13 protein-coding genes are annotated in these 13036 nt (G+C 70.4%); 4 read left to right on the plus strand and 9 right to left on the minus strand.

Going from position 1 to position 13036, the window contains the following annotated elements; genetic code table 11:
- Positions 1 to 45: 45 nt before the first annotated feature.
- Genes AB8M85_RS04440 through AB8M85_RS04455 form a run of 4 tightly spaced genes read right to left on the minus strand, consistent with a single transcriptional unit; the run spans position 46 to position 6044 of the window.
- Positions 46 to 1317: a M20 family metallo-hydrolase gene (locus tag AB8M85_RS04440; RefSeq protein WP_372697537.1), complete on the minus strand. Its 1272-nt coding sequence runs from the start codon at positions 1315 to 1317 to the stop codon at positions 46 to 48.
- Positions 1314 to 3023, minus strand: coding sequence for an amidohydrolase (locus AB8M85_RS04445; protein WP_372697538.1), 1710 nt, complete (start codon positions 3021 to 3023; stop codon positions 1314 to 1316). Before AB8M85_RS04445 ends, AB8M85_RS04440 begins: the two co-directional genes overlap by 4 nt.
- A complete protein-coding gene (locus AB8M85_RS04450; RefSeq protein WP_372697539.1) occupies positions 3020 to 4690 on the minus strand; it encodes a thiamine pyrophosphate-binding protein in 1671 nt (556 codons plus the stop codon). Before AB8M85_RS04450 ends, AB8M85_RS04445 begins: the two co-directional genes overlap by 4 nt.
- A 31-nt stretch (positions 4691 to 4721) precedes the next feature.
- Complete coding sequence (locus AB8M85_RS04455) at positions 4722 to 6044, minus strand: MFS transporter (protein ID WP_372697540.1); 1323 nt, start codon at positions 6042 to 6044, stop codon at positions 4722 to 4724.
- A gap of 150 nt (positions 6045 to 6194) precedes the next feature.
- On the opposite strand from AB8M85_RS04455, the gene AB8M85_RS04460 reads away from it, so the two are divergent.
- Positions 6195 to 7409 (plus strand): PucR family transcriptional regulator, encoded by a 1215-nt coding sequence (locus tag AB8M85_RS04460; protein WP_372697541.1) that lies wholly within the window; start codon positions 6195 to 6197, stop codon positions 7407 to 7409.
- Between the two features lie 110 nt (positions 7410 to 7519).
- Entirely contained in the window at positions 7520 to 8158 is a 639-nt protein-coding gene (locus tag AB8M85_RS04465; RefSeq protein WP_372697542.1) for a DUF805 domain-containing protein, read from the plus strand.
- Between the two features lie 9 nt (positions 8159 to 8167).
- Here the strand turns inward: AB8M85_RS04465 and AB8M85_RS04470 are convergent, their stop codons facing one another.
- From AB8M85_RS04470 to AB8M85_RS04480, 3 genes are read right to left on the minus strand one after another with little or no spacing between them, the layout of a single operon-like run.
- Positions 8168 to 9016 carry an ABC transporter permease subunit gene (locus AB8M85_RS04470; RefSeq protein WP_372697543.1) on the minus strand — a complete coding sequence of 283 codons (849 nt, stop codon included), beginning with the start codon at positions 9014 to 9016 and terminating at the stop codon, positions 8168 to 8170.
- Positions 9013 to 9972: an ABC transporter ATP-binding protein gene (locus tag AB8M85_RS04475; RefSeq protein WP_372697544.1), complete on the minus strand. Its 960-nt coding sequence runs from the start codon at positions 9970 to 9972 to the stop codon at positions 9013 to 9015. Before AB8M85_RS04475 ends, AB8M85_RS04470 begins: the two co-directional genes overlap by 4 nt.
- Before the next feature lie 4 nt (positions 9973 to 9976).
- Positions 9977 to 10621 (minus strand): TetR family transcriptional regulator, encoded by a 645-nt coding sequence (locus AB8M85_RS04480; protein WP_372697545.1) that lies wholly within the window; start codon positions 10619 to 10621, stop codon positions 9977 to 9979.
- A gap of 92 nt (positions 10622 to 10713) precedes the next feature.
- Here AB8M85_RS04480 and AB8M85_RS04485 point away from each other — a divergent pair, with 92 nt between their 5' ends.
- Together AB8M85_RS04485 and AB8M85_RS04490 are read left to right on the plus strand one after the other, a co-directional pair.
- Complete coding sequence (locus tag AB8M85_RS04485; RefSeq protein WP_372697546.1) at positions 10714 to 10902, plus strand: hypothetical protein; 189 nt, start codon at positions 10714 to 10716, stop codon at positions 10900 to 10902.
- 133 nt (positions 10903 to 11035) lie between these two features.
- The gene (locus AB8M85_RS04490; RefSeq protein ID WP_372697547.1) at positions 11036 to 11356 is read left to right on the plus strand and encodes a nucleotidyltransferase family protein; all 321 of its coding nucleotides are present in this window, start codon (positions 11036 to 11038) and stop codon (positions 11354 to 11356) included.
- 140 nt (positions 11357 to 11496) lie between these two features.
- On the opposite strand, the gene AB8M85_RS04495 is transcribed toward AB8M85_RS04490, so the two are convergent.
- Together AB8M85_RS04495 and AB8M85_RS04500 are read right to left on the minus strand one after the other, a co-directional pair.
- A complete protein-coding gene (locus tag AB8M85_RS04495) occupies positions 11497 to 11889 on the minus strand; it encodes a hypothetical protein (protein WP_372697548.1) in 393 nt (130 codons plus the stop codon).
- Positions 11890 to 12018: 129 nt separating this feature from the next.
- Positions 12019 to 13002, minus strand: a complete 984-nt coding sequence (locus tag AB8M85_RS04500) for a LacI family DNA-binding transcriptional regulator (protein ID WP_372697721.1) — start codon at positions 13000 to 13002, stop codon at positions 12019 to 12021.
- Between the last annotated feature and the right edge of the window lie 34 nt (positions 13003 to 13036).

A 13036-nucleotide genomic window follows, 5' to 3' on the forward strand; every position in this document is an offset into this window, starting at 1 on the left:
GTCATTGCCCCTGCCCGCCCAACGTGGATGGCCGGTTCCGGAGACCTACCGCTGCACGAAGTTTCCGCGCACCACGCGGCCGAGCAGCTCGGTCGACAGGTCCAGGCCCGCGAGCATGTCCACGTCGCTGGTGAGTTCCTTCTCGTTGTGGGAGATGCCCTCGACGCTGGGCACGAAGAGCATGATAGTGGGGACAATGTCCTTCATGTTCGTCGAATCGTGGCCGGCCAGCGTGCGCACCGTCCCGTAGGGCAGCCCGAGCTTTTCGGCCGAGGCGGCGGCCAGCTCCATGCCTGCGGCGTCGTACGCCTTGGACGCCCAGACATGTTCGGCGCCCCGCTCGATTTCGACGCTGGCCTGTTCCTCGATGGCGGCGACCCGGCGGTGCAGCTCCGCGTCGGCTGCCGCGAGCACATCCGGGTCGGTGCTGCGCAGGTCGACCAGCAGGTTCACCCGGCTGGCCACGACCACTGGGGAGTTCGGGAAAACGGTGAATTCGCCGCAGGAGGTGATCACTGCGTGCTCGTCGGTGGAGAACTCGTCCGCGATGTCGCGGGCGGTGGCGACCAGCAGGGAGGCGCCGAGCAGCGCGTCGTGCCGATCGGCAATGATGGTGGCCCCGGTGTGGGCCTGTTCGCCGTGGACGACGAACTCGTACTTGTTGGCGCCCCAGGTGGATTCGACGAGGCCGATCGTCAAGCCGTTGTCCTCCAGCGAGCGGCCCTGCTCGATGTGGATCTCCAGGTAGGCGGCGACATCCAGGCTGAAGTCGCCGATGGTGCCGATGGACTCCAGCGCGTCGCGCACCGTGGTGCCGTGCGCGTCGGTGGTCTCCAGCACCTGGTCGGCCGGGAGCTTGCCGGTGAAGACGGAGCTGCCCATCATGGAGGGCTTGAAGCGGCAGCCCTCCTCGTTGAACCAGTTGATGACCGCGATGTTGAACCGGGCGTCATGCGCCTGTTCCTTCAGCCGAATGGCGGCGTGGGCGGCGGTGAGCACACCGTACGCCCCATCGAAGCGCCCGCCCAGCGGCTGCGAATCCAGGTGGGAGCCCATCGCAACATAGGGGGCGCCGGGGACCAGCTCGAGCAGCGCGAACTGGTTGCCGACCGCGTCGTAGCGCACGTCGAAGCCGTGGCCCTCGACGAGCCCGCGGAACCAGTTGCGCGTCTGCCCGTCGGCTGCGGTGCCGGCCTGGCGGTCCACTCCCCCGCCGGCGGTGGCGCCGAAGGTGCTCATCGAGCGGAAATCGGCGAGGAAGGCCCGGGCGGCCTCGGTGCGGTCGATGGAGACGGTGCGTGTGGTGGTGGTGCTCATGCTGGGGCTCCGTTCGTGGGGTCGGTTTCGGCCGTGACGCCGTCGAGTGTGGAATGCGTGAACCGGCCGCCGACGAGGGTGGCCAGCACGTCGAGTGCGGCGATGTCGTCGGCGCCCAGCGGGGAGCCAGAGAGGACGACGAGGTCGGCGAGTTTGCCGGCGCGCAGGGTGCCCTTCTCGGCTCCGGTGCCGGTCGCGGCGGCGGCCCAGGCGGTGTAGGCGCGCAGCGCCTCCTCGGGCGAGAGGCCCTCGATGGGGGTGCCGTCGTCGTGCGCTCCGCCCAGGACGTGGCCGGTGGAGGTGCGGCGGTCGACCCATGCCTGCATCCCGCGGCGGACGTTGTTGTCGGACACGGGCAGGTCGGAGGAGCCGGCGAGCAGGCCGCCGGCATCGACGATGGAACGGCCGCGGTAGAGCCAGCCCTCGCGGTCGGGCCCGACGAGTTCGGCCATCTGGTCGCCCAGTGGGCCGATGAATGCCGCCTGCGGGGTGACCGCGATCCCGTGCTCCGCGGCCAGGGCGACTTGGTCGGGCCGGGCGATGCCGAAGTGCTCGATCCGGTTGGGCAGCGGGTTGGCCCCGTACGCGTCCTGGCAGCCGATAACGAGCTCCAAGGCGAGGTCGATCGCCGCGTCGCCGATGGCATGCAGGGCGATCGGCCAGCCGGCCCGGTAGGCGGAGGTGACCTTCTCGCGGTAGGTGGCTTCGTCGTCGAGCAGGTAGCCGCGGTGGTGCGGGTGCCCGCAGAAGTCCTCGGTGACGGCGGCGGTGGCTCCGAGCAGCGAGCCGTCCATGAACACCTTCACGGGACCGAGGCAGAGCCGGTCGTCGCCGAATCCGGCGCCGAGGCCCAGGTCCAGGCCGCGGCCGGATCCGCCGTGCAGGTCCTCTGCGTGGCCGGTGACCTCGTGCAGGGCGTCGAGGGTGGGCATCAGCTGGGCGCGGGCGTGCAGGCGCCCGGTCCGGCGGGCGTGCTGGTAGGCGTCGACCTCCAGCGGGCTGTGTCCGATCCAGCCGGCGGCGATGCCGGCCTCGGTAAAGCTGGTGATGCCCTCGGCGGCGTAGCGGGTGGTCGCGGCATCGAGCGCGTCGACGATCGCCTCGCGGGAGTAGGGCAGCAGCAGGTCCTGGATGATCGCTTGGGCGGCCTCCTCGACGACGCCGGTCGGGTTGCCCCGCGCGTCGCGGACCACGGCGCCGCCCACCGGGTCCTCGAACCCCGGGTCCAGCGCACCGGCCAGTGCCAGGGTAGCGGTATTGGTGATGGCCTGATGGCCGGAGATGTGGCGCAGGTAGAGCGGCCGGTCCCCGGTGATGGCGTCGAGGCGGGCGATGTCGGGGAATTCGCCGCCGTGGTGTTCGTGGTTGAAGCCGGTGCCGTGCAGCCAGGCGTCCTCGTCCCCGAGCCCGTCGAGGCGGGCGGCTTCGGCCTCGAGCAGGGCGTAGAGCTCGTCGAGGCCGCGGGCGTGCTGCAGGTCCACCGAGTCGAGCCCGACGCCCCACCAGGTGGTGTGGCAATGGGCGTCGATGAACCCGGGGACGACGGCGGCGCCGGCCAGGTCGATCTCGCGGGTGGCGGTGCAGCCGTCGAGCTCCTCGTCGAAGCCTGCGATGCGCCCGTGCAGGATGCCGATGCTGCTCGCGCGGGGGCGCTCGCCCTCGAGGGTGATGATCTCGGCGCCGCGCAGGATCAGGTCCAGGTTCACGAGCCGGCCTCCTGGGCGGGGGCCGCGGTCGACGGCGGCATGGTTGCCGGGTCGATGCGCAGGTGCAGCAGGGCCGGCACGCGGCGGTCGGTGACGGCTTCCAGCGCCCGGTCGATGGCCGCGGCGACGTCGGCGGTGGTGTGGACGTCTTCTCCGTGGCCGCCGTAGGTTCCGATGAGCGCGGCGAACTCGGGGTTGGCCATCGCGGTGCCCGAGGGACGACCGGGGTAGTGCTTCTCCTGGTGCTGGACGATCGTGGCGAAGACGCCGTTGTCCACAACGACGACCAGCGGGGCGCTGCCCTGGGCCCGGGCCACGGCGAGTTCCTGCCCGTTCATCAGGAAGTCGCCGTCGCCGCAGATCGCGACGGCGACCCGGTCCGGGTGCACCAGCGAGGCGGCCACGGCGGCCGGCACCGAAACGCCCATGGCGCCGTTGCGTGGGCCCACCAGCGTGCCCGGCCCGGCATGGGAGAGGTACCGGTGGCCCCACAGCGTGGCGTTGCCCGCACCGTAGGCGAGGATGCGGTTCGCCGGCAGCTTCTCCTCCAGCAGCCCGAACGCCACCGAGAGGTCGACGCCGAGGGCGGGGTCCTCGGGGGATGGCGTGGCGAAGCGGCGCTGGCCGGCGGCGAGCGCGTCCATCCACGTATTTCCGCGCGTGCCGCGGGCGGCCTCGGACGCGGGCAGGGCCGTGGTGAAGGAGGCCGGCGTCGCCACTATCTGCTGGTCGATCCGTCCGGCATGGGTGGCGGCATTCGGATCGGGAAGCACGACGACGGTACTCGCCTCAAGACCCAGGGTGTACCCGTCGGAGGGGACGTCGGAGCGCCCGCACCCGACGAAGACCAGCAGGTCGGCCTCGGCCATCCGCTCGGCAAGCTCGTCGGACCGGTAGTAGCCGAGGTAGCCGGACCACGCGGCGGAGGAGTGCGGGACGGCGTCGTAGGCGCGCCAGTCGGCGGCGACGGGGACGTGCGCGGCCTCGGCCCAGGTCGCCAGTGCGGTCCCGGCGTCGATGTCACCGGCGGCGTCGATCCATCCCTCTCCCCCGGCGACGATGAGTGGACGTTCGGCCGCGGCCAGCCGCCCGGCCAGCTCCTCGACCGCTGCCGGCCCGGGCACCGATGCCGGAACGGGACGCGGGGGCACCGGCCCGGAGTCTGTCATGCGCACCAGCACATCCTCGGGCAGCCCGATGACCACCGGGCCGGGGCGCCCGGAGGAGGCCGCGTGCATCGCCTCGGCCACCACCTCGGCGGCCCGGTGTTCGTCGTCGAGCACGATCACCCGTTTGGCCGTCGTGCCGAACCACCCGTCCAGGCTGAACTCCTGGAAGGAATCTCGGCCCCGGTCGGCCACGGGGATGAGTCCGACGAACAGCACCAGCGGCGTCGCGTCCTGCCAGGCGGTGTGCACGGAAATCATCGCGTTGGCCGCGCCGGGCCCGCGGGTGACCATGGCGATGCCGGGCATCCCGGTCAGTCGGGCCTCCGCGAGCGCCATGAACCCGGCGCCGGCTTCGTGGCGGGCGACCACGGTGGTGATGGGCGAATCGTGCAGCCCGTCCAACACGTCCAGGAAGCTCTCCCCGGGGACGGAGTAGACGCGGCGAACGCCCTGGGCCTCGAGTTGGCGGACGACCAGGTGGCCGGCGGAGGTGCTCATTCAGGGGACTCCTTCTAGTGCTTGGATCCGGCTAGTGCTTGAAGCCGGGAAGGGCCACGCTCATGCGCGGTGCCAGGTACCCGGCGACGGCGGTGAACAGCGAGAGGAAGACCAGGATGAGGGCGGCCGGCCACCAGTGCTTGTCGGCCGCCGCGGTGACGCTGATTGCCAGCAGCGGGATGAAGCCGGAGAGCATGCCCGCGACGTTCTGCGAAAATCCCACGCCGGTGTAGCGGGTGGCTGCGGGGAAGAGGCCGGTCATGACCGTTCCCGAGGCCGCGTAGGGGAAGGACAGGGTCGCCACGGCAACGGTCACGCCGAGCACGATCAGCACGGGAGACCCGCTGCCGACCATCAGGAAGGCGGGGACGGCGACGACGGCGGAGAGCAGGCCGCCGTAGACGATCACCTTGCTGCCGCCGAACTTCTCGCCCAGCCGTCCGCCGATGAGCAGCACCGGGATCTCCACCACGGCGGCGACGATGGTCGCCAGCAGCATCAGCGAGGCGCTGTAGCCGAGGATCTTCGTGCCGTAGTAGACCATGAACGCGGTGACCAGGTAGAACCCGCCAACGCCGAGCAAGGCGGCTGCCATGCCGACGATGATCTGCTTCCAGCTCTGCTTCAGCACGGTGCTGATGGGGGCTTTTTCCGTCGCGCCGGCCTCCATGAGCTCGGCGAAGACCGGGGATTCGTCGAGCCGGGAGCGGATGTAGAGGGCCAGCAGCAGCATCGGGAAGGCGGCCAGGAACGGAATGCGCCAGCCGAACGAGGTGAAGGACTCCTGCGAGAAGTAGAGCGTGGCGAGGAAGAACCCGCCGGAGGAGAGGATCGTGCCGATGGGCGAGCCGATCTGCGGCAGGGCGGCGTAGCGGGCCCGTCGCTTCAGCGGCGCGTTCTCCACCACGATCGTCATGGCGCCGGACCACTCGCCGCCGACGAAGAGCCCCTGGAAGATGCGCAGGATGACCAGCAGGATGGGTGCGGCGATGCCGATGGCGGCGTAGTCGGGCAGCAGACCGATCAGCCCGGTGATCAGGCCGATGCCGACGATCGTGATCATCAGCGTCTTGCGCCGGCCGATCTTGTCGCCCATCGCCCCGAAGAACATGCCGCCCAGCGGCCGGGCCACCAGTCCGACGCCGAAGGTGGCGAAGGAGGCCATCGCGGCGGCCGTGGCGTTCTCGTTGGTGAAGTAGTGGATGTTGAAGATCAGCGCCGCGGCGGCGCTGAAGAGGAAGAAGTCGTACCACTCCATGGCGGTGCCGACCAGGGCTCCGATGGCGACCTTGGTGGCCTCCTTGTCGGTGACCTGGTGGGTCGCGCCCGCTTCGAGGTTCGTTGACTGGCTCATGTGTGCCTCCACACTGGTGCTCGGGGCAGGACGGCAACGCTGCCGTGCCCGGGATCCCCCCCAGTCTGCCAGTGTGAGCGCTGTCACCCGAAGAGCGGTTTGACACGTATTTGCCGTCGCGGGATGTGCAAAAGCACATAAACTGGTCGAATGGACCCTGCGGACAGCCTCGATACAGTGGAAAACAACGGTACGACGGCGGATGCGGACTCCGCGCGCTGGAACACCCTGCTCGACGGCTTGCGGGTGGAGGAGTTGACCGGCGACTTCCTCGCCCGGGTCCTGCGGCTGCCGCACTACGAGGACGCACCGCTGCCGTCGGCCGAGCTGCGCCGCACGGGCGAGCAGTCCTTCGAGGCACTGATCCGCAGCCTGCGCTCCACCGGGCCGTCGGGCGCACCGGCCGACCCGCAGGAGCTGCACGACGCCAAGCTTGGCATCGCCACGGACGTCGGCGTCTCCCGCGCCCGGGCCGACATCCCCGTCGAGGCACTCATGACGGCCATCCGGCTCGACTTCTCGGTCCTCTGGGATGCGCTGACGGGCCTGTCCACCCCCGACGACGCCCCGCTGCTGGTGGCCCGGGCCAACAGCGTATGGCATGTGGTCGACGCGTACGCCAGCCAGACGCAGGGCGCCTACATGGCCGAACGCCAGCGCATGGCCACCGAGGCCTCCTCGGTCCGGCAGGGCCTGGTCGCCTCGCTCTTCGGCGATACCGCCGCGCCACCGACCGTCGTCGAGCGGGCCGCCGCCGCGCTCGGCCTCACGGCGGACACCCGCCTCTCCGTTGCGGTCGCCGCCGGGGAGGACGCCGCCGCCCTGCGGGTGAGCATCGCCCTGGCCGCACGCCGCGGCGCCGAGGTCTTCACCCACCCCTTCGCCGACGCGCTGCTGGCCTTCTGGCCCGCCGACGGACGGCCCGGCTCGGCACTGCACGACGCCGGCGAGCGCATCTCGACCCTGCGTTGCGGGCTCGTCGACGAGGTCCACGGGCTGGCCGGATTGCACGATGCGGGGGAGCTGGCCCTGGAACTGGCCCATCTGGCCACGGACCAGGACACGTCGGCCCTGCGTCTGGACACCGCCTGGGCCCGCCTCGCCGGTTCCCGGCTGGGAACCGATGGCATCCGGCTGGCGGCGGACGTCGACTCAGCACTGGCCACCTGCGGGCAGGTCGAGCGGGAACGCCTGCTGGAAACCGCGCGCAGCTACCTGGCCACCGGCAGCGTCGCGGCCTCCGCGGACGCCCTGTTCTGCCACCGCAACACGCTGATGAACCGGATGCGCCGATTCACCGGACTGACCGGGGTCGACCTGTCCGTGCCGGCCCAGGCGGCCCGCCTGGTGGTCGCCTGGGCCTGACGGAAGGGAATTCCGCCACTCCTGGCCACGGGGACTCCTCCCCATCGCAGAGTACGACGCAGTCTGAGAGACTGTCTTCAAGCGACTGTACTCACTTTGATGGAGGAACTTTGAGCAACGGATACCCCACCCCCTACCCGTCGGGTCCGACGGGCACCCCCTCGAACGGGGAGGTCGCGCTGGACCAGCCCCTGTACGGGGCCAGCTTCGGACAGTCCATCAAGCGCTTCTTCACGAAGTACGCGACCTTCAGCGGCCGGGCCAGCCGCAGCGAGTACTGGTGGGCAGCCCTGTTCAACGCGATCATCGTCGGCGTGCTCTACACCGTGTTCATCGTCCTGCTGATCGGCTCGATCGATCCGGTGACCGGTGAAGCGGACAGCATGGGCTTCGTGTTGCCCATGCTCCTCCTCGGCCTCTACGGCCTGGCCGTCATCGTCCCGAACATCGCCATCACGGTGCGCCGCCTGCACGACGCCAACTTCAGCGGGCTGCTCTACCTGCTGGTGCTGGTCCCCGGCGTCGGCGGGCTGGTCCTCCTGGTCCTGGCCCTGATGCCGTCATCGCCCGAGGGCGCGCGCTACGACGCCGATGGCGGCGCCGCGGCCCACGCGAACGCCTTCGGTGGCCAGACCGGATACCCAGGTGCACCGACCGGTGGATTCGCCGGGCAGAACGCCCCGCAGGGTTACCAGCAGCCGGGCACGCAGCAGGACTTCGGCCAGCCGGGCGGCCCGACACGACGCTAGGTCCCCCAGCTACACCCCGTGGATGTCCCGGCGATGCAGTGCCGCGACGGCCAGCGCGATGCATGCCGCGCTGACGCCGAGCAGCAACAGCGCCGCCGGGGCATCCGCCCCGTTAACCAGGGGTGAATCGCCGTAGGCCCAGTAGTAGGGCGAGACGGCATGCATCCACTCGAGGTCGAGGTTCTGGTTGCCCAGCGCGTTGAATGCGTAGCCGAGCACGGCCACCCCGGCGCCGGCGGCGATGCCGTGGACCTTCCGGCCGCCGATGGCCCCGCCGAGCAGGGCGAACGAGCCGTTGAGCAGCACCAGCAGGGCGAACATCAGCACTCCTGCCGCGGCGTGGGCCGCGTCGAAGCCCAGTTCCGCGGGCCCCTTGAGGACCACCAGGACGACCAGGACGAAGGCGTGCAGGACCACGACCCGGACGACCAGGGCGGCGGCACGTTCGAGCACGACCTGCGTGCGCGTCACCCCGTGGGCGATGGTGAGCTCGAGCAGGCCGGATTCCTCGTCCCCGCCAATGGCCCCCGCCCCGGCCGAGACGGCCATGATTGTCATGAGCAGGAATCCCAGCAGCCCGAAGACCGTGGCCTGGGTGTATCCGGTGCCGGTGGCGATCTGCCCGTAGTTCAGCGCGTTGACCAGCTCGGGCGGCAGGGCCTGCAGCATCTGCTGCATCTGGTCGTTGCCGCCGATCGCGGGGAACAGCGGCAGGTACAGGGCCATGACCGCCAGCATCGCCATGGCCCAGACCAGCGTGGACAACCGGGCGTCCACCAGGGCCTTGGACAGCAGCGGCAGCCGTGGCCGCCGCGTACGCCCCACCGTCCGCTGGCGGTGCATCGCCGTCGTGCTCATGACTTCGCTCCTTCTGGTTGCCCGGCTTCCCGCGTGTCCGGATTCCGGTACAGGGCCAACACGGCCTCCTCCAGGTCGGGTTCCTCCAGTGCCAGGTCCACGGGCTGCAGCCGGGGCAGGACGTCGACCAGCTCCGCGGCCTTCCCCGACCAGGTGGCCGAGGCCTGGCACACGGGCGAGCCACCGGCGTCGTGCACTGTTTCGACCCTCAGGTTCCCGATGCCCGGCAGTGCGCCCAGGAGCTGGCCGACGCAGTCCGGCGAGAGGTGGGTCTGGACGCGCAGCCGGCTGACCGCGCCCTCGCGCAGGGACGCGACCGTGGAGATGGTGGCGATGCGTCCCTCGCGCAGGATGGCCACGGCATCGGCCGCCTGCTGGATCTCGCTGATGACGTGCGAGGAGAGGAAGACCGTCTGGCCGGCGTCGCGTGCCTCGCGGACCAGGCGCAGGAATTCCTGCTGCATGAGCGGGTCGAGCCCGCTGGTGGGTTCGTCGAGGATGAGCAGTTCGGGGTCGTGCATGAACGCCTGGACGATCCCGAGCTTCTGCTTGTTGCCCTTGGACAGGCGGCGGGTCTGGCGGTCCAGGTCGATGCCGAGCCGGTCGGCCAACTCGTCGACGCGGCCGGGGGCGACGGGACCGCTGATGTGCTCGAAGTGCTGGAGCAGCCGGCGCCCGGTGGTGCGGCCCTCGAGGATGAGTTCGCCGGGCAGGTAGCCGATGCGCCGGCGGATGTCGGGGCCGGCATGTCGCGGTTCGGCACCCAGGACCCTGACGCGGCCCGCCGAGGGGCGGATGATGTCCAGCAGGCAGCGCATGACGGTGGTCTTGCCGGCGCCGTTCGGTCCGATCACGCCGAAGACCTGGCCGCGCGGGACCTCGAAATCGAGGCCGTGCAGGACCTCGCGCTTGCCGTAGCTCTTGGCGAGCCCGCCGACCTCAATGGCCTGGTCCATGGTGCTACCCCTCCGGTTCGGCAGCGGAGACCACGTCGCGCGTGGCCTGCAGGAACGATTCATCCGTGTAGAGCGGGTGGGTGTAGAGCTCGACGGCCGGGCCGGCGATGCGGTTGATGGTCTCGATGCCGAACTCGTCGTTGCCCAGGCTGCGGGCGACGTGGCGCCCGAGCACGAGCAGGCCGAGGGAGTTGGTGACCATCCAGGTCGCCGTGGCCAGCGGGTCCTGCACCTGTCGCATTGTGCCGGACCGGAGGCCCTCGGCGAGGATCTGCCCGGTCAGGCGGACGTAGGCGTCGAAGAACTCGTCGCCTGCCGCGGAGTCGTCCACGACGGACTGTCGGATGTAGGCCAGCTCGCGGGAGTACTCGTCCGGCTTGGACAGGTACTCGGTGAGGACGTCGCGCAGCTGCTCGGGATCGTTGCTGGAGCCGGCCGCGGCGCGGGCGCTCTCCAGCACGTGGGTATCGCAGGCGGTGCGCAGGCCTGCCTTGCTGCCGAAGTGGTGGATGACCAGCCCCGGGCTGATGCCGGCCGCGGTGGCGATGTCGCGGACCGTGCTGGCGGCGAAGCCCCGCTGCCCGAACAGGGTGATGGCCGCATCACGGATCCTCGCCTGGGTCGTCGCATCGCCATCGATTGAACGCATGTTTAAGATGCTAAACGGTCGTTCAGTCGTGTCAAGGGCACTGCGCCCCCGGGTATGGTCGACGGAATACCACCGAGGCAAGGAGCGCTGCGATGCAGGACCGCGGCGGTCGCAAGATCCCGCAAGCCGAAGAGCACCCGCTGCTGGGCGGCAACCGGGTGACGAGTGCCTTCAGGGACGGTTACGACCCGGAGGCGGGGCCGAAGCGGCTCTGGCCGATCGCCGTCGGACTGGTCACGGCGGTCTCCGTCCTGGTGGTGCTCCTCTTCGTCGTCTTCTAGCTGGGATCGCCACGACCGGCTCCATGACCTCCATGGGCGGCCAACGCCCCATCCCACCCGAGCCGTCACGGTTGATCTCCCACCCGCCGGACGCCCCATTGGCTCCAAGGGAGGCGACTACTGTCCTTGGTCCATGGGTACCATCACGGTGGAGTCGGCCGCTGTGCGGAAAGCCATCGCCATTCACCGCCTCGCCCTGGACGAGGTGCTGCGCCGTTACCGGGCCCGCAACCCACGGATTTTCGGATCGGCAGCACGCGGGGATGCAACAGATTCGAGCGACGTCGACATCCTTGTGGATTTGGACCCGGACAGCGGCAATCAGCTGCTCCGCGTCGCTGGCATAGGAGAAGAGTTCAGTCGTATCCTCCAGATCTCCGTCGACGCCGTGTCCTCGGACCTGCTCCGAGACGTTGTCTCTTCAACCGCCCTCACACAGGCGATTGATCTGTGAGCCGCTCCGACGCAGATAGGTCATACGATGCCGTGCTTCGAAATCTCGCAGGCACCGGGAAGCTGTTCGGGCGCTTCCGGAAGGCGGGCGGAACGGGCCCAGGCGTCGTCCGTATTCCAGCGCCGACTCTTGGTCCGGCGCTAGGCCACGCGCTCGCGGCGCCGTACGAGGAATCCCGCCGCCGGCAGGGTCAGGACGGCCAGGGCGGCGCAAATCGCTCCGATGAGAGCCCAAACGTGCATGGTCGTGCTGTCCAGATCCGACAGCTGGATGAGAAGCAGCACCACCAGCGGCAGGCCGGCGAACAGCAGCGCCACCGGCGTGCCGAGCACCCATTTGGGCACCACTGCCCCCATTGCCGCCGGGGCCGCGGAGCCGGCAATGAGCATGCCGAGCAGTCCGGACCATCGGTTCATCGCGTCGTACTGCCATTGTTGCGCGGTGTCCCCCAGCGCAACGGCCAACGCGGCAACCACCGCGCAGACAACGACGGCCGCCAGAAACAGGCGGACTGCCATGACCATGCCGCGCATGATGACTTCTCCTCAATGTCGCCTACTGCGTTCTGCTCGCCACGCTACGCGCGCAGCGCCGCGGCAACAAGGTAAGGCGCGGCAGCAGGCCGCCCCGGTATGCAGAACCGCTTCCTTCCCCCGCCCCCGTCAACGCCGATGGGTCGAGGCCCGGATGACGAGCGAGCTGGGCAAGGTCAGCTGCGTCTCGTCCAGCGTGTCGCCGTCCATCAGGCGGCGCAGCTGTTCCGCGGCCCGGCGTCCGAGGTCGTCGGCAGGCAGCCGCACACTGGTCAGCGCCGGGTTGCTGGTCTGCGAATAGGGCAGGTCGTCGAAGCCGGCGACCGCGAGCTCGCCCGGGACGGACAGGCTCCCGACCCGGGCCTCCTGCAGGATGCCGTAGGCATGGGTGTCGGTGGCGCAGGCGACGGCGGTGATCCCGTCGCGCTGCCACGCGGCCCAGGATGCCGCGAATGCGGCAGCCGCCGCCCCGACATCGATGCTCGTGGCGACCTGCGCCGTGGACGGCACCTCGATCCCCCGGGCACTGGCCTCGGCCAGGAAGGCCTCCCGGCGCAGGGCGAACGTCGCGGTGCCGGTGATGCCGTCGACGTAGGCGACCCGGTGGTGGCCCTGCGCCGCAAGGTGGGCGGCGAGGTCGCGGGCACCTCCGGCCACGTCCATGTTCACCGTCGGCAGCCGGTCGCCGACCCCGGGGGCGTCGAGCAGCACCACCGGCCCGGGGGCGGAGAGCTCCTCGAGGAACGCCTCGTCCGGGGCGTCCACGAGCAGCCCGGCGGGACGGAGCGACAGCAGCCGGCGGGTCTCGACCGCGCTGGGAAAGTGGCCGGCATCGGTGACCGACAGCAGCAGCTGGTAATCGTCGCCGAGCGCAGCGCGCACACCGGCGATCACGCGGGCGAAGAACGGGTTGGAGATGTCGGGGGCGACGAGGATGACCGTGGAACTGACCCCGCGGGACAGCGACGAGCCGATGCCGTCCACGACATAGCCCAGTTCCCGGATGGCCTGCCGGACGCGCTCCTCGTTCGCGGCGGAGACGCGCCCCGCGGACTTGCCGTTGGCGACCAGGGAGACCGTGGCGGTGGAGACGCCGGCGCGTTCGGCGACCATGGCGGCGGTGACGCGGCGGGCTGCCGACGCGACG

The organism is Arthrobacter sp. JSM 101049, from assembly GCF_041679245.1.
GTDB lineage: Bacteria > Actinomycetota > Actinomycetes > Actinomycetales > Micrococcaceae > Arthrobacter_H.